We start from the raw sequence: 22,327 nt of genomic DNA on the forward strand, positions 1-22,327 counted from the left end.
CCGCTTGTACCGGGTTCAGTCTTCTTCCTCGGTGGCGACGAGCTTCCAGTTCGGATCGCGCGAGCGCGTGTCGCGGGCGAAGGTCCAGACGTCCTTGACCTCGGCGACGGTTTCGGGGTCGCCGTCGATGACGGCGCCGGCCTTGTCGCGGGTCGCCGAAATCAGCTCGCTGATGATGCGCAGCGTGACATGCGCCTCGCCGCCCTTCATCTCGGCCGAGACGATGTCGGCCTTGTCGATGCCGACGAAAGAGGACTGGATCTTTTCCGACTTGGCCTCGCGCTCGCCGATGGCGGCGACAAAGCCGTCAAAGACCTCGCGCGACAACAGGTTCTTCAGCGTTTTGCGATCGCCGTCGGCATAGGCCATGACGATCATCTCGTAAGCCATCTTGGCGCCGTCGACGAAACCCTTCGGCTCGAAGGACGGATCATTGTCCTTGATCGTGCGCAGACCCTTGTTGAGGTCGGTGTCGGGTTTGGCGAAAGCGTCGATTGCCGCATAGGTCTCGGCCGCCGGCTCGCCCGGCAACCGCTTGCGTGGCAGCGAAACGACATTTTCGGGTTTCTGGGCAGCATCCTTGTCGCCGCTGCGGGCCGCCGTGTAGGGGTCGAAGGGCGGCCGTTCGCTGCCGGTGCGACGGCCCAGCACATTGCGCAGCTGGAAAAAGATGACCACCGCCGCAATCAGGAAGAAAATCGTGCCGAAGTCGAAGAATCCCATATCTTCCGCCAATCAATCCCTGCCCTGTCGCCAGACCGTCAGCCCCAGGGGCCACGGTCGCATAGCGTTCAACATTCAAAGCATATAGAACGCAAGGCGCAATCATTCAAATCAAAGGCAGGCATACCTATCTAACAGGCTCAGTGCCAGCGACGATTGCTCGCCGGCGGCCAAAACATCGAAACGGCCAAAACGATCGAGAGAGTTTGCAAGACTTGCGCATTTCGTTCCTTCCCCTTTTTGTCCTCGCGCTGCCGCTGCTGGAAATCGCCGGCTTCGTGGTTGTCGGGCGCCAGGTCGGCGCCCTGGCGACGGTCGGCCTGGTGCTGGCGTCGAGCATCGCCGGCGCGCTGCTGCTCCGGCACCAGGGTTTCAGCGTCATGACGCGGATCCGGGCCGAGATGGACGCCGGCCGCGATCCGAGCCGCCAGCTCGCGCATGGCGCGATGGTCGTGCTGGCGGCGATCCTTTTGATCATCCCCGGCTTCATCACCGATATTATCGGCCTGCTGCTGTTCCTGCCGCCGGTCCGCGATCTCGCCTGGCGGGCATTGAAGGGCCGCGTCGTGCTGGCCACCAATTTCAGCACCGGCGGATTCCGCGGCCGGCAGCGCGACAAGACCATCGACCTCGACGATGGCGATTATTCGCGCAGCGACGACTATGCGCGCGGCCCGGACCACAACTCTCCCTGGCGCCGCCTCAAGGACGAGTAAGGCGGCGTTCCCGGAAGGGAGGCGGCAAACCTTGTCTTGTCATGCCGACCATGGTAGCGAACGCCCGATTTCAATTCGGTCAGCGTTGCTGCCCAGGCAAGAGGACAAAGGCTTATGGCCAGCAAAGATGACGCGCCGGTCGGCGCAGCCAACGGAAACGGCAACACTGCGGCGCAGCCGTCGCTCAACGTTCTGGCCCAGTATGTGAAGGACCTGTCCTTCGAAAGCCCCGGCGCGCCGAATTCGCTGCGCGGCCGCGACAAGGCGCCCGGCATCGCCATCAACGTCAATGTCAACGCCAACCCGCTCTCCGACAAGCAGTTCGACGTCAATCTGACGCTGAACGCCAAGGCCTCCTTCGACCAGGAAGTGCTGTTCAATGTCGAGCTGGTCTATGGCGGCGTGTTCGCGATCAGCGGCTTCCCGCAGGAACACATGCTGCCGATCCTGTTCATCGAATGCCCGCGCCTGCTGTTCCCGTTCGCCCGGCAGATCATCGCCGAGGCGACGCGCAATGGCGGCTTCCCGCCGCTGATGCTGGACCCGATCGATTTCGCGCAGATGTTCCAGCAGAAGCTGGCCGAGGACCAAGCGGCGTCCAAGGTCCAGGTGAGCTGAAGCCTGCCTTGCAGAATTCATGAAAAGCCCGGCCTTGTGCCGGGTTTTTTGTTTGGGATGCCGGCCATCGGTAATCGGCTCGCGCGACGGGCAAGCGGCTGTATGGCAAGCGTGAGTTCATTCCTCGAACCCAGTCGAATTGAGCAGGGCGACCTGTTTTCCATCGATGAAAAAGCGGATCGCATGCGCACCGCCGTCGACTTCGATGCGCGTCGGCTCGACGGCCTGCGCTACGGGGGTGCCGTTGACATGCCGCTCCTGAATTTCTCCGGTCGGTCCGAAGTTCAGGAGCAGCAGAAGCGCGGCGCATCCAGTCGCGACCGCGACGTAGGGAGTTGCGGGAGAAGTGGACCAGGACATCTAATCGTTCCTTCCTTGTGAGAGGCGACATTTGCGGTTGGTATGATCATTTTGAAAGCTCGGCGTCGGCAGTGCTCGACGGCCGTGTCACGACTTTGGCCAAAGGAAGGGGATCGGCCCGGATAGTGCGAGTTTCGTGAAGGTTTTTTGCCCCTTGCCGCCGCCAGCTTAGCGCCAGCCCCCAAATGGCAAAGGGCGCGCGCGTGGAACAGCGTGGAATTCTGCGGATTTCCTGGAATACAGGCCTGTGGAAAAGCTTTGGGTGCCAATGCTGGCACGTGTTATGCGTGCAAAGGGCAAGTGGGGCGTCGGATGGCACAGCATATCGCGCAGAAGCTAAGGCTGACCTCGACCCTGCTCGGAACCGCCTCCCGCAAGGATCTCGCGGCTGCATTCCGCGCTGTCAACCCGAAGACCGCTTTCGATGTCGGTCGCGCCGACAAATGGCTGCAGGGCCGCGCGCAGCCGCGCGAACTCAGCGTCTATGACGACTGGTCGAAGCTTCTCGGCCTGGAGCAGCCCGGAGCCTGGGTTGCCGCGAGCGACCTGCCAGCCTTCACCGCGGCGATCTGCGCCCGCCACGGCATCGACAGGGCTGAGCTGGAGCGCCGTGCCAGTGCGCCATCGAAGGGATCCTTGCACGAGGATGGGAGTCTTGGCCTGGCCTTGGTCGGCACCTATGCCTGCTATTCGCGCGCCATGTCGCCCTATTATCGCGGCCAACTCATCAAAGGCAGCATGTCTATAAAAGCCGGGCCGGATGGGCACGGCCTGATTGCAGCCTATCGCGAGATACTGCCGACCGGGCAGCTGCTGATCGGCGGGCCGGTCACGCCGGCAAAACGCGGCCTCTATGCGCATCTGAAGGAACCCGGCGGCGACGCTCATTTCTTCTTCTGTCTGTTCCCGCAGTCGCAGCCGGGAAGCGTGCTCGGCGGCTATCTGTGCGGCGGCGCCATCATCGGTCCGGAGCCGCAGCCGTCACTGAGCAGAATCCTGATGATCCGCTTGCCCGATCCGCCGCACGGGACCGAGTTATGGGGCGGATATCTGGCGTCCGACCGGTCGATCGTCGCGGATCTGGCAGCACTCGGCTTGATCATCGATCAACCGGAAACCGTCAACCGGCAGCTCGCGCAGTTCCTAGCTGGAGACAGCAGCGACGGCGGCGCGCTCCAGATCCCGCCGGCCGAGTTCCACGCCATCCTCGACGTGTTCGACCGTCAGTGGCTGCGGTACCCGGCATAGTGTGCTGATTCCGAGGTTCGGGACCTTCGCCCATCAACGCTTTAAGTCTTTTGATTTCGATCTGGCGGACGTTCTCGCCGCCCTGTGCGCGGTTGCGCTGTCGAGGATGAGTGCCGCCTGCTTGCTGCCGATCAGCTCGACATAGACTTCGGCCAGCAGCTCAGAATCGAGCAAGGCGCCATGCTTGGTGCGCCTTGTGTTATCGATGCCGTAGCGCCGGCAGAGCGCGTCGAGCGAATTGGGGGCCATCGGGTGTTTGCGGCGCGCCAGCGTGTCGACGACACGGCCATTGTCGATGACCGGATGACCCAGCCGCCCGAATTCGACATTGAGGAAGCCGGGGGCGCCACAGGAATATATCGAGGGCGCGTAATTTGGAATGCGCTGCCCGCCTATGCCTCGATTGAGGCAGCTGCAAGTCGCGCAACCGTGGCCGTTATCGAATTCCTCCGACGCCGGGATCGTTGGTGGACCTACCCGTGAGGAAGAAAAGTGGCATTTGGCCCTTACCCTTCACGTTGACCGTTCCACGCTCCTCGAACGTGTAGCTTGCTCCCAAGACGCGCTTCACTTCTGGTGTAATTTGAATACGCCCGGGCACGCCGGAGGACTCCATCCGAGCCGCTACGTTTATCGTATCACCCCAAACATCGTAGAATGGCTTGCGACGGCCTATGACACCTGCGACAGCAGGTCCGGAGTGGAATCCGATGCGAACTGCGACTTCCTCACCGAATTCGACGGTCAGGCGCCCTGCCACTTTGATCATGTCCAAAGCCATATTCGCGACCGAGTTTGTGTGCCCTTCAGCAGGAATCGGCATTCCTCCGGCCACCATGTAAGCGTCGCCAATCGTTTTGATTTTCTCCAGGCCGTGCTTTTCTGCCAACAGGTCGAATTCCCCAAAAATGCGCTCAAGGAATGCCACCAGTTCCTCTGGCCGCTTGCGCGCTGCACTTGATGTGAAACCGACAACATCTGCGAAAAGAACGGTCACCGAATCGAACTTGTCCGCAATGACGCTGTCAGGACGCTCCTTGAGGCGCGTTGCTATGGGATTTGGCAGGAGGTTCTGCAGGAGAAGCTCAGACCGAGCGTATTCTCGCTGTAGGGATGCTTCGGCCGACTCCGCCAGGCGGAAGGCAACGAACGTTGTGCAGGCCAAAATTGCCTCAAGGGCGAACATCGACAAGATGAAGACGCTATCGTCAAATCCAATATCCAGCGACTCGGAAAACGGATTGCGTATTTGCGGAAGCCAAGGGCGCCCGGGGAACACCAGCGTCGGTAGTGTGAATTCAAGCACCAGGAACGTCGAAATGGCGACAAATGTAAGCGCTGCAACAAGTATCGGCCGCCGGGTACCCAGCAGCAGCGGAAGAACCGGTCCGGCGGAAATTAGAAAGAAATGTGCCCCGGAATCCCTCCCAGACAGCAGCGCCAACAGCACCACAATCGCGAACATTAACGCTAGCAGAAGGTATGCTGCAGCGGCGTTTGAGAAGCCATTTGTGAATGGCACCGACAGAAATAGCAAACTGGCGACAAAATTTATCGCCAGGAACCTATCGTGATGAACGGCCCCTGCCGCGAAATTGAAGCCGCAGAAAAACAGACAGATCGAAGCCGCTCCCAACGCCACCACGTTTACCAGATAAACGCGCCGGCCCGATGCCACTCCGTCTTGCGGAATCCCTCGGCGCAGCACCGCTTGGAGGACCGCATTGAACCGCATGACCAATCGACGGATGTGAGTTTTCATCGGCCGCCCAATCCGCACAAGCGCTCAGAGTGGCGCCCTAACGGAAATTTCGCCTCCTATTCCATTGCTTTGCCTCTGAGGGATCGACGGGAGCGGCTCTGCCCGACCGATACATGTACTCCACATTCCAACCCGCGGATGTGTTGCCATTCTTCGCCGCTTGTCGGTACCAGGCAATCGCCTGATCATCGTTTGGCGAAGTACCAAGCCCGGTTTCGTACATCCAACCCAGTTCATTCTGGGCAAATGGCAGACCCTGATCGGCAGCCAATTGCATCAGACGAAATGCCTCGTCTGCGTTTTGTCGGACGCCGCGGCCGTCAAGGTGAGCGAAACTTAGTTCAACCAGCGCCCACGGAAGACGCTGGTCAGCCGCAGCGCGAAGCCAAGTTGTCGCTTGGGCTTCATCAGCGCTAACGCCGCGGCCATTCAGATACGCATCCCAAAGGTTCAACTGCGCAGCCGGCTGGCCTTGGGTTGCGGCCTTGAGGAACCAATTCACCGCACGGGCTTCATCGCGAGCGACGCCTAAACCTTCATAGTAGAGCCATCCAATATCATTCTCAGCCACTGCGTCCCCAGCGTCTGCAAGCGGCTCCAGCATTCTCATTGCGGCTGCATAATCTGCGCGCGCGATTGCGTCTTCAGCATCGTCTAAGATGGAAGCGTGCGCGAACGACGAAACGCCGATCAATACAGCCGCAATGATTTCTCGCCGCCAGCTCATGAGTGGTAGTCCTTTAACGCGGGACAACCTGGGCGCAAACTTATGGCATAGCCAAAACTAGTTCGATCATGATCTCGCTCTAGGTGGTCGGTCAAGGCGCAAATGCGACCCAAGGCTTGGTCGAGGCGACGGCCGACTTCCGGTCCGAAGCGCAGCGTCAGCGGCGCGCGGGGTGTCCGCGCGAGTTCAGCGACGCGCTCATGACTGCGAGCCAGAAGGGCGGCACCTATAATCGGTGTCACCAACGATCTCGGCCGCCGCATGCCAGAACACAAATCCGGCGAGGGTTCGGGTTCTACCTGTCGCTACGGCGTCCAACGGCTGGTTTGGTAATCGGCAATTCGCCAGAAGAACAGGCCTGTCTCGAAGGTCTGCTTAACCCCGCGCTGCCAACCAACCTCCAGCTGGTCGCTAGTTCCCAAGAACCTTCAACCACAGCGCCTTTTCGCCGAGCGTAGCGACCATGCCTGCGTGCGCGCCGCGCTCGGCGTCGGTCAGGCGCGGCGGCAAGGGCGCAGGGCGCTGGCTGATGGTGATTTCGATCTGGCGGATATTCTCGCCGCCCTGGGCCGGCGCGGTTGCGCTGTCTAGGATGAGTGCCGCCTGCTTGCCGCCGATCAGCTCGATATAGACTTCGGCCAGCAGTTCGGAATCGAGCAAGGCGCCGTGCTTGGTGCGCCTTGTGTTGTCGATGCCGTAGCGCCGGCAGAGCGCGTCGAGCGAATTGGGGCCCATCGGGTGCTTGCGGCGCGCCAGCGCCAGCGTGTCGACGACACGGCCATTGTCGATGACCGGATGACCGAGCCGGCCGAATTCCACATTGAGGAAGCCGACATCGAACGTCGCATTGTGGGCGACCAGCTTGGCGCCGTCGATGAAGTTGAGCCACTCCTCGGCAATCTCGGCAAAGGTCGGCTTGCCCGCCAGGTCCGCCATGCTGATGCCGTGAACCGCCTGCGCTTCGGCGTGGATCGCCCTCCCTTGAGGGTTGATATAGTGGTGGAAGGTCTTTCCGGTCGGGAAGCGGTTGACCAGTTCGATGCCGCCCAGCTCGATGACGCGGTCGTCACGCGAATCAAGGCCGGTGGTTTCCGTGTCGAAGATGATCTCACGCATCGAATCAGTCCGCTCCAAACGAGCAGAATCATGAGACCGGAACAAAATGGCAATGGGCAATGCTGACGGCCTGCCGTCAGGAGCCTGCCTTGCCAGACTTATCCCCGGAGAGTTCGGCAATGATCGCGGCGACAGCGGCGCGGGCGGCGTCCATCCCCTGTCCGGTGTCGATGATAAAATCGGCCTGACGGCGCTTTTCCGCATCCGGTACCTGCTTGGCCAGGATCGACGCCAGTTTTTCCTCCGTCATGCCCGGCCGCGCCAGCACCCGCTGACGCTGCACTTCGGCCGGCGCGGTGACGACGACGACCTTGTCCACGCGGTTGCGGCCGCCGGTTTCGAACAGCAGCGGAATGTCGAGGACGGCAAGCGGCGCGCCGGCGGCGCGATGCCTGGCCAGGAAGGCATCGGCATCGGCGCGCACCAGCGGATGGATGATGGCCTCGAGCCGCTTCAGCGCGGTGGCGTCGCCGAGCACACGCTCGCCAAGTTTTGCGCGATCGACCACGCCGGCACTAGTCGTGCCGGGAAAGGCAGCCTCGACCAGGGGGGCAGCCTTGCCGGCATAGAGGCGATGCACCGCCTCGTCGGAATCGTGAACCGGCACGCCGGCCTCGGCAAACATCTTTGCCGTCGTCGACTTGCCCATGCCGATCGAGCCGGTGAGACCGAGCACGATCATAGTTTCGGCACCAGGTCCGCCACGATGAGCGCGCGCAGTTCAGCCGTCACTTGCGGCCTGACGCCGAACCAGCGCTCGAAGCCGGGCACGGCCTGGTTGAGCAGCATGCCGAGACCGTCGACGGTCTTCAGCTTCCTTGCGCGGGCCGCGGCAAGCAGCGGTGTCTCCAGCGGCACATAGACGATGTCGTTGACGATGGCGTGGTCCGGCAGCAGCGCCGGATTGGCGGTAAGGGTCTCGTCCCCTTGCATGCCGAGCGCCGTGGTGTTGACCAGCAGGCCGGCATCGGCAAGCAATTCATTGGTTGCCGCCATGCCATGCGCCGAGACGCCGGCGCCGAAACGATCGCGCAATTCCTGCGCCCGGGCCAGCGTGCGGTTGACGATGCGGATGTCGGCGACACCGCGTTCTTTCAGCGCATGGATGACGGCGCGCGACGCGCCGCCGGCGCCAAGCACGACCGCCGGGCCGTTGCTCGCCCAGCCGGGCGCATGATCGTCGAGGTTGGCGGCAAAGCCGTGACCGTCGGTGTTGCCGCCCCACAAGGTGCCGTCCTCGAACCACAGCGTGTTGACGGCGCCGATCTCCTCCGCCGCCTCATCGCGGCGGTCGACCAGCGCGAAGGCAGTCTCCTTGTGCGGGATGGTGACATTGCCGCCTCGGTATCCGTTCGCCTGCAGCGTCGCCAGGAATTCGGCAAAATCCTGCGGCGCCACGTCGATGGCCTGGTAGCTGCCGTCGATGCCATGTTTGGCCAGCCAGTGGCCATGGATCTTCGGCGAACGCGAATGCCGGATCGGATGGCCGGTGACGAAGGCCTTTTTCGACGCCTCAGCCATCGATTGCTCCAAGGTCACGAAGTTCGGCCAGCAGCGGCAGCAGCGGCAGGCCGACAATGGTGAAATGGTCGCCCTCGATTTTCTCGAACAGCTCGATGCCTTCGCCCTCGACCTGGTAGGCGCCGACACTTGCCAACGCCTTGGCGCCGACACGGGCGAGATGGCGGCCGATGAAGGCAGGGTCGAGCTTGCGCATGGTCATGCTGGCGATGCCGACATGCCGCCAAAGCACCTGACCATCGCGGACCAGCACGGCGGCGCTGTTGAGCTGATGGGTCTTGCCCGACAGCGCCAGCAGGTGACGGCGCGCGCCCTCCATGTCGGCCGGTTTGTGGAACACCTCGTCGCCGAGCGACAATGTCTGGTCGCAGCCGAGCACCAGCGCACCACGCCTGCGCTCGCTGACTTCGGTGGCCTTGGCCTCGGCCAGCACCAGGGCGACATCCTCCGGCGAAACACCGCTGTCCTGCAAGGGTGCCTCGAGCGCGCGCTCGTCGACAGCGGCCGCAACCGCCTCGACGTCGACACCGGCATTGACGAGCATCGCCTTGCGGAACGGACTGCCCGAAGCGAGGATGATTTTCTCGGTCATGATTTTTTCGCGCCTGGTTTTCTGGCACCACCTAGGGGTGTTGAGATTCAGGTCAGGCCGCGCCGAAAATGGTGGCTCCCGAGAACCGGAGCGGAGCGTACTTTTCGTACGTGAGCACCGGAAGCGCAGGAAGCCGCCGTTTGCAGGTCGGCATCACCTGAATATCGACACCCCTAGCGCGACTTCCCGCGCAGGGCAACGATCGCCGCCGCGGTTTCCTCGATCGAGCGGCGGCTGACATCGATCATCGGCCAGCCATGCCGCGTGCAGATCTTGCGGGCGTAGGCGAGCTCCTCATTGATGGCGGCACGGTCGACATAGTCGCTCGCCTCGTAGGTGCTGCTGTTGCCGAGGATGCGGTTTTGCCGGACATGCGAGATGCGCTCGGCGGTCGCGATCAGCCCGACGATCAGCGGCGTCTTGGCGTTGACCAGGCTCTCCGGCACCGGCACGCCGAGCACGATCGGAATGTTGGCGGTCTTGATGCCGCGGTTGGCGAGATAGATGCTGGTCGGCGTCTTCGACGTGCGCGAGATGCCAACCAGCACGATATCGGCATCGTCCATATTGGCCGGCAGCTGGCCGTCATCATGCTCCATGGTGAAATTGAGGGCATCGATGCGGCGGAAGTATTCGGCGTCGAGCACATGCTGGGCGCCGACGCGGCGGCCGGCCGGCGTGCCGAGATAGGACTGGAACACGGTCAGCACCGGCTCCAGCACCGACACACAGGGCAGGCCCATGGTTGCGCAGCGCTCGTCGATGCCGCGCGCCAGCTTCTGGTCGACGACCGTATAGAGGATGATGCCCGGCTCCTCCTCGATGTCCTCGAACACCTTGGCCACCTGCTTTTCGGTGCGGATGAGCGGGTAGATATGCTCGATGGCGCGCGCATCCTTGTATTGCGCCGAAGCCGCGCGGCCGGCGGCGAGCAGCGTTTCGCCGGTCGCATCGGAAATCAGGTGCAGGTGGAAGAAGCTCTGGGGTTTGTTCACAGGGGGTCACTCCAGGCTGTGGGCGGCTGTGGATAAAGCGGGATGGAAAGACCGGCCCGTCACAGGCGACTGTATCAGATGGCAGTTTGTCCACAATTCGTTGTGCTGTCAGCTTTGTCGGGCGGCTGGGGACAAGTCTGGGGACGGCTGCTTTTGCCTCTCGTTCGTCCACAGGGACGGCTTTTCCCGACACTTCCTAACGCCTTGACTCCAGTGATGGATTCCCGGCTTTCCCCAGAACCCTACAGTTTGGCTGGGCAAGCGCGCGACAATATGCTGGCTGGTGTTTTTCGAGGCAAAGCGGGACAGGAGACAACCACCAGAACCAACAGACTCTTAGAATCAGAAGAATCTTAGATATAAAGATATTTGATTATAGAGAGGCTTGGAGAAGCGAGCGCTCGATGCCCCAGAACCGGATCATGCTGGACGTCCTGAAGGGCAAGACGGTGTTCCCTCCCCCGCTCTGGATGATGCGTCAGGCCGGGCGTTACCTGCCGGAGTATCGGGAGACACGCCGGCGGGCCGGTTCGTTCCTCGACCTTTGCTACGATCCCGACCTTGCCGTCGAAGTGACCATGCAGCCGATCGAGCGCTTCGGCTTCGATGCATCGATCCTGTTCTCGGACATCCTTGTCGTTCCGCATGCGCTAGGCCGCGACGTGCGCTTCGAAGAGGGGCGCGGTCCGCTGCTGACGCCGATCACGGCGGCCGAGATTGCGGCTCTGGAAAGCAAAACGTTTCACGTGAATCTCGAACCGGTCTACGAGACGGTTCGCCGGCTGCGGGCAAAACTGCCCGACGAGACAACGCTGATAGGCTTCTGCGGTGCGCCGTGGACGGTGGCGACCTACATGATCGCCGGCCATGGCACGCCCGACCAGGCGCCGGCGCGGCTGTTTGCCTATCGCGAGCCGGCAGCCTTCCAACACTTGCTGAAAGTGCTGGCCGATCATTCGGCTGCCTATCTCATCCGCCAGATCGAGGCCGGTGCGGATGTGGTGCAGATCTTCGATTCCTGGTCAGGCGTGCTCGATGATGCATCGTTCGACCTGTTCTGCGTTCAGCCGGTGTCCGAGATCGTTGGTCGGGTTCGGGCGGTTCATCCCGATGTTCCGATCATTGGCTTTCCCAAGGGAGCCGGTGCGCGCTACCGGACGTATCGCCAGAAGACCGGCGTAACGGCCCTGGGGATCGACTGGACGGTGCCCCTGATAGCGGCGAAGGATTTGCAGCGCTTGGGTGCGGTCCAAGGCAACCTCGATCCCTTGCGGCTCGTGGCTGGCGGCAAAGCACTTTCCGATGGTGTCGAGGCCATCCTGAAAGCGCTGGGAGACGGGCCGCTGATTTTCAATCTCGGCCACGGCATCACGCCGGAGACGCCGATAGCCCATGTCGAGGCAATGGTGAAACTGGTGAGGAGCGCGACACGCTGATGACTGATTCAAACAGCACTGGTAACACGAACAGCACCGGCCAGGCGATGATGCGCATGATATCTGGCATTGCCGTGCTGGTCGTTCTCACGGCACTTTTGTATTTCGTCGCGCCCGACAGTTTCTATCCATGGGCGAAGGCGATCCACATCCTTGCCGTCATCGCGTGGATGGCCGGCATGCTTTATCTGCCGCGGCTGCTGGTCTATCACGCCGATGCCGAGAAGGGCTCGGTGCAGTCCGAAACCTTCAAGGTGATGGAGCGCCGCCTGCTGCGCGGCATCATCAATCCGGCGATGATCGCTACCTGGGTGTTTGGTCTGTGGCTCGCCTGGAAAGGCTTTGGTTTTCACGGCGGCTGGTTGCACGCCAAGATCGGTGCCGTGCTTCTGTTGTCCGCCGTTCATGGCTATCTGGCTGGCGCGGTGCGCAAATTCGCCGAGGACCGCAATGAAAAACCGGCGCGGCACTGGCGAATCGTCAACGAGATCCCCACATTGCTGATGATCGCAATTGTGATCCTGGTTGTCGTCAAGCCGTTTTGATGCATGTCGCTCAAAAGCGGCTATGGTTTTTGAGACCACGGCCTGCATGATGCGGTAAGGCCCACAGGCCCATAAAACGCAGCTTGCTCTTTCACCCGACCGACGATAAAAGACGGGTCTTCCTTCCCGTCATGCGCCGCCCTTCGTTGCTTTCGGCCGCGCCCGGCATTTGTCGCATCCCGCCGATATTTTTCCCAAAGCTTACCCAGACTCCATCTATTCAAGGTCCGTCTATGCAAGAAATGAAACTCGCCGAGTTCAAGAACAAGAAACCGCCAGAGCTGATCGCTTATGCCGAATCGCTCGAGGTCGAAAACGCCAGCGTCATGCGCAAGCAGGAGTTGATGTTCGCGATCCTGAAGAAACTGGCCGCCCAGGACGTCGAGATCATCGGCGATGGCGTGGTCGAGGTGCTGCAGGATGGTTTCGGCTTTCTGCGCTCGGCCAATGCCAACTATCTGCCAGGTCCCGACGACATCTATATTTCGCCGTCGCAGATCAGGCGCTTTTCGCTGAAGACCGGCGATACCGTCGAAGGGCCGATCCGCAGCCCGAAAGAGGGCGAGCGCTATTTCGCGCTGCTCAAGGTCAACACCATCAATTTCGACGATCCCGAAAAGATCCGTCACAAGATCCACTTCGACAATCTGACGCCACTCTATCCCACCTCGCGGCTGAAGATGGAAATGGAGGTTCCGACCTCCAAGGACATCTCGGCCCGCGTCATCGACCTGGTGGCGCCGCTCGGCAAGGGCCAGCGCGCCCTGATCGTGGCGCAGCCGCGCACAGGCAAGACGGTGCTCTTACAGAACATCGCCCACTCGATCACCACCAACCATCCCGAATGCTACCTGATCGTGCTTCTGATCGACGAGCGGCCGGAAGAAGTCACCGACATGCAGCGCTCGGTGAAGGGCGAGGTCGTGTCCTCGACCTTCGACGAGCCGGCGGTGCGCCACGTGCAGGTCGCCGAAATGGTCATCGAAAAGGCCAAGCGGCTGGTCGAGCATGGCCGTGACGTCGTCATCCTGCTCGATTCGATCACCCGTCTCGGCCGCGCCTACAACACCGTGGTGCCGTCATCCGGCAAGGTGCTGACCGGCGGTGTCGACGCCAACGCTCTGCAGCGGCCGAAGCGCTTCTTCGGTGCCGCCCGCAACATCGAGGAGGGTGGTTCGCTGACGATCATCGCGACCGCGCTGATCGATACCGGCAGCCGCATGGACGAAGTCATCTTCGAAGAGTTCAAGGGCACCGGCAATTCGGAAATCGTGCTCGACCGCAAGGTTGCCGACAAGCGCATCTATCCGGCCATGGACATCCTGAAATCCGGCACCCGCAAGGAAGACCTGTTGGTTGCCCGCCAGGACCTGCAGAAGATCTTCGTGCTGCGCCGCATCCTGGCGCCGATGGGAACCACCGACGCGATCGAGTTCCTGATCGACAAGCTCAAGCAGACCAAGACGAATGCGGATTTCTTCGATTCGATGAATACGTAAGGGGCTGGGGGGCAGGCGTTAGCGATCCTTCGCGCCCCCCCCTCTGTCCTGCCGGACATCTCCCCCTCGAGGGGGAGATCGGATGTCACCACCGCTTTCGCCAATTTCCAATGTTAAAAATGTTAAAGAAGGCGAGCCGGCGCCGAAGCTGCCAATCTCCCCCCTCGAGGGGGAGATGCCCGGCAGGACAGAGGGAGACGCTGTCCCGCGGCCGTCTTGCAAAGTTCTAAGCCGGCCTTTCGGGAGGCACCTTACCGCCGTCGCAACAGACGCTCGAGCTCTTCAGCATCCGTCACCACCGGCAAACACACCTGCCCCGTGCACAACCATGCACCCGGCCTGTCGGTTGGCGGCAAGATACCGCCGGGCAGCAAGGGTCGATTCGCTTCCGAACCGACCGAAACGACAATATCGACCCGACGCGGGTCCGGACTTCGATTCGCAACCGGTACAAGCCCGGGATTGGCCAGGTCATCGATCAGCACGAGCTTAAGTGGCTCGATCGCAAGCGCGCAGGCGTTGACGATGCCGGCCTGGCCATAGGCTTGCTGCGCGGCGCGGCCGGCAGCGTGCTCGGCGACTGTCAAGGCTTTCTCCTGCAGGTCTAGATCGCCGGTGACGGAAGCGAGCCGAACCAGCGCTTCGATGATCTGGCCGGTCGCGGAAGGAATGGCCTCGTCGACATCGCCCCTGATGCGGATCGGCACGTCGGTGCTGTCGGAGGCGGTCAGATAATAGCCGGTCCTGTCGGCGTCGGCGTGCCAATGGTCGAGCTGTTCGACGAACTGGCTGGCCTGCTTGACGTAGCTCCAATCGCCGGTGGCTTCGAACAGTGAGATCGCCGCATTGCTCATGGCGGCATAGTCGCTCGACAAAGCAGGGAACAGTTTCCTGGCGCCGAGCATCGAATGCGGCAAGCGGCTGTCGCGGCTGGCGGCGCTGATATGGGCAAAGGCCTTTGCCGCCGCATCGATCCAGTCGCGCCGCGCCAGCGACCGGCCGGCCTCGGCAAGCGCTGCAATCATCAGGCCATTCCAGTCGGTGAGTGTCTTTGTGTCCAGGCCGGGCCTGACTCGCTCTTCCCGGATGGCGAGAAGTTTCGCCTTGAGAGGAATGAGTTTTTCGCGCTCGGCCACACTTTGGGACTGCTGCGAGCGGGTTTGATGGACAACCGGCTTGCCTTCCCAACCGTGCGGGCTGGAGAGCGTGAAGTATTTGAAAAACAACGTGGAATCGTCGCCGAGCGCGGTTTCGATCTCTTGCCCACTCCAGGTGTAGAACAGCCCCTCCTCGCCGTCGCTGTCGGCGTCGAGGCTGGCGGCAAAAGCACCGCCGTCAACGCGCATTTCGCGCAACAGCCAGTCGACCGTGTCTTCGATTCGTATCCGGAACAAATCATTTCCGCTCGCCGCATAGGCCCAGTTGCAGAAGCGGATGAGCTGGGCGTTGTCGTAAAGCATCTTCTCGAAATGCGGCACCAGCCATTCGGCGTCGGTCGAGTAGCGGCTGAGCCCGCCGCCAATGTGGTCGTAGATGCCGCCGCTCAGCATCCGGTCGAGGCTGAGCAGGACATCGTCGCGATGCGTGGCATTGCCGTCGCGCAGCCAGGACAGCCAGAGGGTGAGCATGAACGGCGCGTTGGGGAATTTCGGTGCGCCGCGCAGGCCGCCGAGATCGCGGTCGATCATGCCGTCGATGCCCCCGGCAAGGTTTTCCAGCGTGTCGCGATCAAGTGCGGTTCTGGCATGCGAACCGGCAAGCCGCGCCTCGACATGCGTGGTCAGGCCGTCGGCGCTCTGGTTCAGGCTCGCCCGCTTCTCGCGCCAGGCCTTGTCCACCGCCTGCATCACCTGGATGAAGCCTGGACGGCCATAGCGCGGCTCGCGCGGGAAATAGGTGCCGCCCCAGAACGGCTTGCCGTCCGGCGTCAGGAACATGGTCAGCGGCCAGCCGCCCTGCTCGCCCATCGATGACAGGGCGGCCATGTAGATCTGGTCGATGTCCGGCCGCTCCTCGCGGTCGACCTTGATATTGACGAACAGACGGTTCATGACGGCGGCGACGTCGTCATTCTCGAAGCTTTCGTGTGCCATGACATGGCACCAGTGGCAGGCGGCATAGCCGACCGAGAGCAGGATGGGCCTGTCCAGAGCCCTCGCCTCTTCAAGCGAAGCCGGCGACCAGGCCCGCCAATGGACGGGATTGCCGCTGTGCTGCTGCAGATAGGGGCTGGCTTCTTCGGCAAGCAGGTTTTGCGAAGGCAATGTCACGATCAGGCACCCCGGCAATGAGTGAACGGGAAGCTAGGGCGGTTCGGTAGAGTGGGCAAATGATTTCAAGGGATTCGATTGTCGCGCTGTCAAGCGGCCGGCTTCCGGCCGGCGTTGCCGTCATCCGCATTTCCGGCCCCCAGACTCGATTCGTAGTCGAAATGATCGCCGGTGGTATGGTTAAGGACCGGGCGGCGGTTCTGCGCAAGCTCAGGGCGGCGAACGGAAGCGTGCTGGACAACGGCCTGATGGTCTTTTTTCCTGGCCCCGCAAGCTTTACCGGCGAGGATGTCGCGGAATTCCATGTCCATGGCGGACGTGCCGTGGTGGCCCGGATGCTGGAGACGATCACCGGCTTTGACGGCGTCCGACATGCCGAACCTGGTGAATTTACGCGCCGCGCCTTCCTCAATGGCAAGGTAGACCTGGTCGAAACCGAAGCGCTGGCCGATCTCGTCAATGCCGAGACCGAAGCACAGCGGCGCTTTGCGGTCCAGAACGCCGAAGGCGTGCAGAGCGAACTCTATCTCAGATGGCGCCGCCGACTGGTCCATGCCCGCGCCATGATCGAGGCCGAGATCGACTTTGCCGACGAGGATGATGTACCGGGTTCCGTTTCGGATACGGTCTGGTCCGACGTGCGGGTGATGATCGGTGAGATAGACCGGCACGTCGCCGGGTTTCGCGCCGCCGAAATCATCCGCGACGGGTTTGAGGTTGTTATTCTCGGTGCGCCCAATGCCGGCAAATCGAGTCTGTTCAATGCCTTGGCGCGGCGCGATGCTGCTATTGTAACGGATGAGCCCGGCACGACCCGCGATCTGCTCGAGGTGGTGCTGGATCTCGATGGGCTGCGCGTCCGGCTGACGGACACCGCCGGACTGCGCGACGCGCCGGGGAAGGTCGAGGCGATCGGCATCGAAAAGGCGAGGGCCAAGGCCGACCGCGCCGACCTTTTGCTGCTGTTGCAGGACACAGCCGATCCGCAGGAGGTCGACTCGCTCCCGATGGCGATACCAACCTTGCGCGTCGGCACCAAGTTCGACCTGCTGGACGGGCAGGCGGCTCGCGATGCCGACAAGCGCTACGATCACGCCATCTCGGTTGTGGAGGGGACGGGCGTGGGGGCACTGCTGGCGGAAATCGGCCAGCGCGCGGCGAGCGCTGCCGGCGACGTCGGCGATATTTTGCCGTCACGGCTGCGCCATGTCGAACTGCTCGGCGAGGCGAACCGGCATCTGCGCCGAGCCGTTGACGACCGGGCTATCGGGCAGGAACTGCGCGCCGAGGAGTTGCGGCTGGCGGCTGATCGGCTCGGCCGAATCGTAGGCGCCATCGACGTCGAGGACATGCTGGACGTGATTTTCTCGCAGTTCTGCATTGGGAAATGACTCACGTGAAACACAACGGTGCCGAATATCTCATTTCACGTGAGGCAGTCCCGGGCAACTTAGGAGATAGCGGCCGATCTTGGCGCCGACCCTCATCGCCCTCCCGGGCATTTCTCCCCGTATAGTGACGGGGAGAAAGAAGCTGGCCGTAGCGCCGACGCCTTTCTTGCAACGCTGGTGATTGGCGAAGCCCGCCGGCGACAGCGTCCCTCTCCCCGTCACTATACGGGAGAGGATGCCGGCAGGCAGGTGAGGGGCAGCGCTGACCAACAATGGATTGCCCCCTTGCGCTGATTCACGTGAAACATGGCTGCGAGGCCGTCGTCGCACTGTTTCACGTGAAACGACTCGCGGAGTTTTCTTGACAGCATCGTCTTGCGGGGACATGTGTCGCACAATCCTTTTCTGAGTCCAGGACGTTTGGAAATGACCGATCACTATGATGTGGTTGTGGTGGGCGGCGGCCATGCCGGTTGCGAGGCGGCCAGTGCTGCCGCGCGCGCCGGCGCTAAAACCGCGCTGGTGACGTTGCGCTTCGAGACGATCGGCGTGATGTCGTGCAATCCGGCAATCGGCGGGCTCGGCAAGGGCCATCTGGTTCGTGAGATCGATGCCATGGACGGGTTGATGGGTCGGGTGGCGGATGCCGCCGGCATTCAGTTCCGTCTGCTCAACCGCCGCAAGGGGCCAGCGGTGCGCGGGCCGCGCACGCAGGCCGACCGCAAGCTCTATGGCCTTGCCATGCAGGAAGCGATTCGGCTCCAGAACGATCTCGATGTGATCGAGGGCGAGGTTCTCGACTTCGAGATCGTCGATGGCCGGATCGCGGCTGTCCTTCTGGCCGATGGCCGACGGCTGGCCTGTGGCGCCGTGGTTCTGACGACCGGGACGTTCCTGCGCGGGCTCATTCATATCGGCGACAAGAAGATCGTCGCCGGGCGCATGAACGAGCAGGCGAGCATCGGCCTGTCGGCGACGATGAGGCGCGTCGGTTTCGCGCTCGGTCGGCTGAAGACCGGCACCCCACCGCGGTTGGACGGGAAAACCATTGATTGGGCGTCGCTGGACAAGCAGGCGGCGGATGAGGATCCGGTACCGTTCTCGCTGATGACCGATCGCATTGAGACACCGCAGATCGAGTGCGGCATCACGCGCACAACTGCGGCCACGCATGATTTGATCCGCGCCAATCTCGGCCGGTCCGCCATGTATTCCGGCTCGATCGAAGGCGTGGGACCGCGCTATTGCCCGTCGATCGAGGATAAGATCGTCAAGTTTGGCGACCGGGACGGACATCAGATCTTTCTCGAGCCGGAAGGGCTCGACGACGACACGGTCTATCCAAATGGCATTTCGACCTCGCTGCCGCAGGATGTGCAACTGGACATCCTGAAAACCATTCCTGGGCTTGCGCGCGCTGTCATGCTGCAGCCGGGCTATGCCATTGAATATGATCATGTCGATCCGCGCGAGCTGACCACGGGCCTGGAGACCAGGCGCCTCAGCGGGCTCTTTCTCGCCGGGCAGATCAACGGCACCACCGGCTATGAGGAGGCGGCCGGACAAGGCCTGCTGGCCGGCCTCAATGCGGCGCGGCGGGCGGCGGGCAGCGAGCAGATCGTGCTCAGCCGCACCGAGGCCTATATCGGCGTGATGGTCGACGATCTGACCAGCCGCGGCATCAGCGAGCCCTACCGGATGTTCACTTCGCGGGCCGAGTTCCGGCTGTCGCTGCGCGCCGACAATGCCGATGAGCGGTTGACGCCGTTGGCCGCGAAGCTGGGGATCGCCTCGGTGCAGCGGATGCAGCGCTACGGCAACATGATGCGGCAGCTCGACGAAGCGCGTCAGTTGGCGGTGTCGCTCGCCATGACCCCCAATGAAGCGGCGCGTCACGGGCTGGAGATCAACCGGGATGGCGTGCGCCGCTCCGGCTATGAGTTGCTGGCCTATCCCGGTGTCGATGTGGCCTGGCTCGCTCGCGTCGAGCCGAGATTTGCCGATATCGACGCCAAGACGGCGGAGCGTCTCGAAACGGAAGCGAAATATTCGGTCTATCTCGACCGTCAGAAGACGGACGTGGCGCAGATCCGGCATGAGGAGAGCCGGTTGATCCCGGAGACGGTCGATTTCGGCGGCGTGCCTGGGCTCTCCAACGAGCTGAAGCAGAAGATGCGGGCGCGGCGGCCTCGCTCCATTGCCGATGCCCAGCGCATGGAAGGCATGACGCCGGCGGCGCTTGCAATCATTGTCGCGCATGTCCGGCACGCCGAGAGCGAGCAGAGGCCCGAGACTGATCAAGAGCCCGAGGATACCCAAAGGATTAAGGGTACTCAAAGGATTGTTGCGTGAGCTCTTTCTCCTGGAAGAGCCTGCAGGACGCCGCCGGCCCGGTTTCACGTGAAACATTCGATCGCCTGGTCGCGTTCGAGCAGATGTTCCAGAAATGGAATCGCAGCATCAACCTCGTTGCGCAGTCGACAGCAGGCGATGTCTGGCAGCGTCACATCCTGGACAGCGCGCAGCTTGGACGCATCGAGCCTACCGCGAAACATTGGGTCGATATCGGTTCGGGCGGCGGATTTCCGGGCCTTGTCATGGCCTTCCTGCTTGCCGAGCGCGACGGAGCCAGCATCGATCTGGTCGAAAGCAACCGCAAAAAGGCGTCGTTCCTGCAGACGGTCATCGGCCAGTTCGGCCTGCCGGCGCGGGTCGTGGCGCGCCGCATCGAAGACAGCCATGCGCTGGTTCCGGCGCCGCAGATCGTCACGGCGCGCGCCTTGGCCTCGCTTTCGACCTTGCTGGACCTGTCGGCGCCCTGGCTTACGTCAGGCGCACGCGGCCTGTTCCACAAAGGCCGGGATTACCGCGCGGAAGTGCAAGAAAGCGTTCACCGATGGGCCTTCGATCTGGTAGAACATCCAAGCGTGACCGACCCGCATGGGGTCATCCTTGAACTGTCGAATCTGCGACCTGTCTGATTTGCTCCAGGCGACCCAAAAATGAATTTCTGGCATAGATCCATGATGAAGAATGGCCCCCGAATCATCACCGTAGCCAACCAGAAGGGCGGCGTCGGCAAGACGACCACCGCCATCAATCTGGCCACTGCGCTCGCGGCAATCGGTGAAAAGGTGCTGATCGTCGACCTCGATCCGCAGGGAAATGCGAGCACCGGCCTCGGCATCGACCGCAAAGATCGGACGGTCTCGTCCTATGACGTGCTGACGGGCGAACTGGATCTGGAAGCCGCGGCGATCCCGACGGCCGTGCCTGGCCTGTCGATCGTGCCGTCAACGCTCGATCTGCTCGGCATCGAGATGGAGATTGCTTCGGCGCCGGACCGGGTGCTGCGGCTGCGCAACGCCTTGCGTGCCTCGGCCGACCGATCGGCCGGCTTCGGCTATGTGCTGATCGACTGCCCGCCGTCGCTCAATCTTTTGACGCTGAATTCGATGGCAGCGGCCGATTCGGTGCTGGTGCCGCTGCAATGCGAATTTTTCGCGCTGGAAGGTCTCAGCCAGTTGCTGGAGACCGTCGAGCAGGTGCGCCGTTCAATCAATCCGGATCTGACCATCCAGGGTATCGTGCTGACCATGTATGACGGCCGCAACAATCTCGCCAACCAGGTGGTGCAGGATGTGCGGGCGCACATGGGCGACAAGGTCTACGAGACCATCATTCCGCGCAATGTGCGGGTGTCCGAGGCCCCGTCCTACGGCAAGCCGGCGATCCTTTACGATTTGAAATGCTCAGGCAGCCAGGCCTATCTGCAGCTTGCGTCGGAAGTGATCCGCCGCGAGCGCAAATTGCGCGCCGCTTGATTAGCTGGAATGCATAATTAAAAGCCGATTCGATACCGAAACGATCAGGAATGTTAACTGGAAGTGTTATGAGCGAAGACCTTTCGAGAAAAAGACTGGGGCGTGGACTGGCAGCACTGATCGGCGAGATCGATCGCCCGGCCGCACCTGAAAAGCCTGGTATGAGCGCCGACGGCAAGGTACCGATCGAGTTCCTGACCCCCAATCCGAAAAATCCGCGCCGGCATTTCGGCGAGGCCGAGCTGACCGACCTCGCCCAGTCGATCCGCGAACATGGCGTGGTCCAGCCGGTGGTGGCGCGGCCGTCGCCGACGCTGGCCGGCCGCTACGAGATCATTGCCGGCGAGCGGCGCTGGCGTGCGGCGCAGCGCGCCGGGCTGACCGAGATTCCGGTCATCATCCGCGAGGTCAACGACCGCACCGCGCTCGAGCTGGCGATCATCGAGAACGTCCAGCGCACCGACCTCAATGCGGTCGAGGAAGCGCTTGGCTACCAGCAATTGATCGACGATCACGGCTACACCCAGGCCGACCTCGGCCAGGTGATCGGCAAGAGCCGCAGCCATGTCGCCAACACGCTCAGGCTGTTGAAGCTGCCGGATGTGATCCGCGACATGCTGGTCGACGGCGCGCTGTCGGCGGGCCATGCCCGCACGCTGGTGACGGCGGAGGATCCGGCCGGCCTTGCCAAGCGCATTGTCGAAGAAGGACTCTCGGTGCGCCAGGCCGAGGCGCTGGCGCAGATGCCGGCCGGCAGCACGCCAAAGGAAGCCAAGCCGGCGGCAAGCCCTGAACAGAAGGATGCCGACACGCTGGCGCTGGAAAAGCTGCTGACCGACACGACCGGCATGATCGTGTCGATCGACCACAAGAGCAAGGGCGGCACGCTTCGTGTCTCGTATCGGTCGCTGGAGCAGCTTGATGAATTGTGTCGCCGGCTGAAACAGGAGCGGTAGTTAGCCGGCGAAGTTTCTGGGTCCCACA

The 22,327-nt window shown here is 62.3% G+C and carries 21 protein-coding genes and 1 pseudogene; 11 read left to right on the plus strand and 11 right to left on the minus strand.

Going from position 1 to position 22,327, the window contains the following annotated elements:
- Window positions 1-15: 15 nt before the first annotated feature.
- Entirely contained in the window at window positions 16-723 is a 708-nt protein-coding gene (locus B5V02_RS09780; RefSeq protein WP_111544028.1) for a Tim44/TimA family putative adaptor protein, read from the minus strand.
- 215 nt (window positions 724-938) lie between these two features.
- Between B5V02_RS09780 and B5V02_RS09785 the strand changes: the two genes are divergently transcribed.
- Together B5V02_RS09785 and secB are read left to right on the plus strand one after the other, a co-directional pair.
- The gene (locus B5V02_RS09785) at window positions 939-1,439 is read left to right on the plus strand and encodes an FxsA family protein (protein ID WP_111544029.1); all 501 of its coding nucleotides are present in this window, start codon (window positions 939-941) and stop codon (window positions 1,437-1,439) included.
- Between the two features lie 114 nt (window positions 1,440-1,553).
- Entirely contained in the window at window positions 1,554-2,057 is a 504-nt protein-coding gene (secB, locus tag B5V02_RS09790; RefSeq protein ID WP_111544030.1) for a protein-export chaperone SecB, read from the plus strand.
- A 117-nt stretch (window positions 2,058-2,174) separates the two neighbouring features.
- Here secB and B5V02_RS09795 read toward each other — a convergent pair whose 3' ends face one another.
- Entirely contained in the window at window positions 2,175-2,417 is a 243-nt protein-coding gene (locus B5V02_RS09795; protein ID WP_111544031.1) for a hypothetical protein, read from the minus strand.
- A gap of 312 nt (window positions 2,418-2,729) precedes the next feature.
- Between B5V02_RS09795 and B5V02_RS09800 the strand changes: the two genes are divergently transcribed.
- Window positions 2,730-3,665 (plus strand): hypothetical protein, encoded by a 936-nt coding sequence (locus B5V02_RS09800; protein WP_111544032.1) that lies wholly within the window; start codon window positions 2,730-2,732, stop codon window positions 3,663-3,665.
- 87 nt (window positions 3,666-3,752) lie between these two features.
- Here B5V02_RS09800 and B5V02_RS09805 read toward each other — a convergent pair.
- The 8 genes and pseudogenes from B5V02_RS09805 to B5V02_RS09845 form a co-directional block, all read right to left on the minus strand.
- Window positions 3,753-4,004 (minus strand): annotated as a pseudogene (locus tag B5V02_RS09805) (DNA polymerase III subunit epsilon); the annotation flags it as partial.
- A 97-nt stretch (window positions 4,005-4,101) separates the two neighbouring features.
- The gene (locus tag B5V02_RS09810) at window positions 4,102-5,427 is read right to left on the minus strand and encodes an adenylate/guanylate cyclase domain-containing protein (RefSeq protein ID WP_111544033.1); all 1,326 of its coding nucleotides are present in this window, start codon (window positions 5,425-5,427) and stop codon (window positions 4,102-4,104) included.
- Between the two features lie 37 nt (window positions 5,428-5,464).
- Window positions 5,465-6,154, minus strand: coding sequence for a tetratricopeptide repeat protein (locus B5V02_RS09815; protein ID WP_111544034.1), 690 nt, complete (start codon window positions 6,152-6,154; stop codon window positions 5,465-5,467).
- A 411-nt stretch (window positions 6,155-6,565) separates the two neighbouring features.
- A complete protein-coding gene (gene dnaQ / locus B5V02_RS09825; RefSeq protein WP_111544035.1) occupies window positions 6,566-7,270 on the minus strand; it encodes a DNA polymerase III subunit epsilon in 705 nt (234 codons plus the stop codon).
- Window positions 7,271-7,346: 76 nt separating this feature from the next.
- Window positions 7,347-7,952, minus strand: coding sequence for a dephospho-CoA kinase (gene coaE, locus B5V02_RS09830; protein ID WP_111544036.1), 606 nt, complete (start codon window positions 7,950-7,952; stop codon window positions 7,347-7,349).
- Complete coding sequence (locus B5V02_RS09835; RefSeq protein WP_111544037.1) at window positions 7,949-8,791, minus strand: shikimate dehydrogenase; 843 nt, start codon at window positions 8,789-8,791, stop codon at window positions 7,949-7,951. Before B5V02_RS09835 ends, coaE begins: the two co-directional genes overlap by 4 nt.
- Window positions 8,784-9,383 carry a Maf-like protein gene (locus B5V02_RS09840; protein ID WP_111544038.1) on the minus strand — a complete coding sequence of 200 codons (600 nt, stop codon included), beginning with the start codon at window positions 9,381-9,383 and terminating at the stop codon, window positions 8,784-8,786. Before B5V02_RS09840 ends, B5V02_RS09835 begins: the two co-directional genes overlap by 8 nt.
- Window positions 9,384-9,556: 173 nt before the next feature.
- On the minus strand, window positions 9,557-10,378 hold the full coding sequence (locus tag B5V02_RS09845) for a pyruvate, water dikinase regulatory protein (protein WP_111544039.1): 822 nt from the start codon (window positions 10,376-10,378) through the stop codon (window positions 9,557-9,559).
- A 404-nt stretch (window positions 10,379-10,782) separates the two neighbouring features.
- Between B5V02_RS09845 and hemE the strand changes: the two genes are divergently transcribed.
- The 3 genes from hemE (at window position 10,783) to rho (ending at window position 13,858) form a co-directional block, all read left to right on the plus strand.
- On the plus strand, window positions 10,783-11,814 hold the full coding sequence (hemE, locus tag B5V02_RS09850; RefSeq protein ID WP_111544040.1) for a uroporphyrinogen decarboxylase: 1,032 nt from the start codon (window positions 10,783-10,785) through the stop codon (window positions 11,812-11,814).
- On the plus strand, window positions 11,814-12,359 hold the full coding sequence (gene hemJ / locus B5V02_RS09855; protein ID WP_111544041.1) for a protoporphyrinogen oxidase HemJ: 546 nt from the start codon (window positions 11,814-11,816) through the stop codon (window positions 12,357-12,359). The genes hemE and hemJ overlap by 1 nt, the downstream gene beginning before the upstream one ends.
- A 233-nt stretch (window positions 12,360-12,592) precedes the next feature.
- Complete coding sequence (rho, locus tag B5V02_RS09860) at window positions 12,593-13,858, plus strand: transcription termination factor Rho (RefSeq protein ID WP_109663581.1); 1,266 nt, start codon at window positions 12,593-12,595, stop codon at window positions 13,856-13,858.
- 251 nt (window positions 13,859-14,109) lie between these two features.
- Here rho and B5V02_RS09865 read toward each other — a convergent pair whose 3' ends face one another.
- Window positions 14,110-16,128 carry a thioredoxin domain-containing protein gene (locus B5V02_RS09865; protein ID WP_111544042.1) on the minus strand — a complete coding sequence of 673 codons (2,019 nt, stop codon included), beginning with the start codon at window positions 16,126-16,128 and terminating at the stop codon, window positions 14,110-14,112.
- Between the two features lie 59 nt (window positions 16,129-16,187).
- Between B5V02_RS09865 and mnmE the strand changes: the two genes are divergently transcribed.
- From mnmE to B5V02_RS09895, 5 genes are all read left to right on the plus strand, one after another.
- Complete coding sequence (gene mnmE / locus B5V02_RS09870) at window positions 16,188-17,519, plus strand: tRNA uridine-5-carboxymethylaminomethyl(34) synthesis GTPase MnmE (protein WP_111544043.1); 1,332 nt, start codon at window positions 16,188-16,190, stop codon at window positions 17,517-17,519.
- Between the two features lie 426 nt (window positions 17,520-17,945).
- Window positions 17,946-19,871 carry a tRNA uridine-5-carboxymethylaminomethyl(34) synthesis enzyme MnmG gene (gene mnmG, locus B5V02_RS09880; protein WP_111544045.1) on the plus strand — a complete coding sequence of 642 codons (1,926 nt, stop codon included), beginning with the start codon at window positions 17,946-17,948 and terminating at the stop codon, window positions 19,869-19,871.
- A complete protein-coding gene (gene rsmG, locus B5V02_RS09885; RefSeq protein WP_111544046.1) occupies window positions 19,868-20,500 on the plus strand; it encodes a 16S rRNA (guanine(527)-N(7))-methyltransferase RsmG in 633 nt (210 codons plus the stop codon). Before mnmG ends, rsmG begins: the two co-directional genes overlap by 4 nt.
- Window positions 20,501-20,542: 42 nt before the next feature.
- The gene (locus tag B5V02_RS09890) at window positions 20,543-21,343 is read left to right on the plus strand and encodes a ParA family protein (RefSeq protein WP_095084379.1); all 801 of its coding nucleotides are present in this window, start codon (window positions 20,543-20,545) and stop codon (window positions 21,341-21,343) included.
- A gap of 68 nt (window positions 21,344-21,411) precedes the next feature.
- The gene (locus B5V02_RS09895) at window positions 21,412-22,299 is read left to right on the plus strand and encodes a ParB/RepB/Spo0J family partition protein (RefSeq protein ID WP_111544047.1); all 888 of its coding nucleotides are present in this window, start codon (window positions 21,412-21,414) and stop codon (window positions 22,297-22,299) included.
- The last annotated feature ends 28 nt before the right edge of the window (window positions 22,300-22,327 follow it).

Origin of the sequence: Mesorhizobium kowhaii (assembly GCF_003253745.1) — a bacterium.
Lineage (GTDB): Bacteria > Pseudomonadota > Alphaproteobacteria > Rhizobiales > Rhizobiaceae > Mesorhizobium > Mesorhizobium kowhaii.

Coding starts and splice junctions, on each gene's coding strand:
- B5V02_RS09840 (WP_111544038.1), bottom strand. CDS start 9,383: ATGACCGAGAAAATCATCCTCGCTTCGGGCAGTCCGTTCCGCAAGGCG.
- B5V02_RS09795 (WP_111544031.1), bottom strand. CDS start 2,417: ATGTCCTGGTCCACTTCTCCCGCAACTCCCTACGTCGCGGTCGCGACT.
- B5V02_RS09815 (WP_111544034.1), bottom strand. CDS start 6,154: ATGAGCTGGCGGCGAGAAATCATTGCGGCTGTATTGATCGGCGTTTCG.
- coaE (WP_111544036.1), bottom strand. CDS start 7,952: ATGATCGTGCTCGGTCTCACCGGCTCGATCGGCATGGGCAAGTCGACG.
- B5V02_RS09835 (WP_111544037.1), bottom strand. CDS start 8,791: ATGGCTGAGGCGTCGAAAAAGGCCTTCGTCACCGGCCATCCGATCCGG.
- B5V02_RS09780 (WP_111544028.1), bottom strand. CDS start 723: ATGGGATTCTTCGACTTCGGCACGATTTTCTTCCTGATTGCGGCGGTG.
- secB (WP_111544030.1), top strand. CDS start 1,554: ATGGCCAGCAAAGATGACGCGCCGGTCGGCGCAGCCAACGGAAACGGC.
- rho (WP_109663581.1), top strand. CDS start 12,593: ATGCAAGAAATGAAACTCGCCGAGTTCAAGAACAAGAAACCGCCAGAG.
- dnaQ (WP_111544035.1), bottom strand. CDS start 7,270: ATGCGTGAGATCATCTTCGACACGGAAACCACCGGCCTTGATTCGCGT.
- B5V02_RS09800 (WP_111544032.1), top strand. CDS start 2,730: ATGGCACAGCATATCGCGCAGAAGCTAAGGCTGACCTCGACCCTGCTC.
- B5V02_RS09890 (WP_095084379.1), top strand. CDS start 20,543: ATGATGAAGAATGGCCCCCGAATCATCACCGTAGCCAACCAGAAGGGC.
- hemE (WP_111544040.1), top strand. CDS start 10,783: ATGCCCCAGAACCGGATCATGCTGGACGTCCTGAAGGGCAAGACGGTG.
- B5V02_RS09810 (WP_111544033.1), bottom strand. CDS start 5,427: ATGAAAACTCACATCCGTCGATTGGTCATGCGGTTCAATGCGGTCCTC.
- mnmG (WP_111544045.1), top strand. CDS start 17,946: ATGACCGATCACTATGATGTGGTTGTGGTGGGCGGCGGCCATGCCGGT.
- mnmE (WP_111544043.1), top strand. CDS start 16,188: ATGATTTCAAGGGATTCGATTGTCGCGCTGTCAAGCGGCCGGCTTCCG.
- hemJ (WP_111544041.1), top strand. CDS start 11,814: ATGACTGATTCAAACAGCACTGGTAACACGAACAGCACCGGCCAGGCG.
- B5V02_RS09895 (WP_111544047.1), top strand. CDS start 21,412: ATGAGCGAAGACCTTTCGAGAAAAAGACTGGGGCGTGGACTGGCAGCA.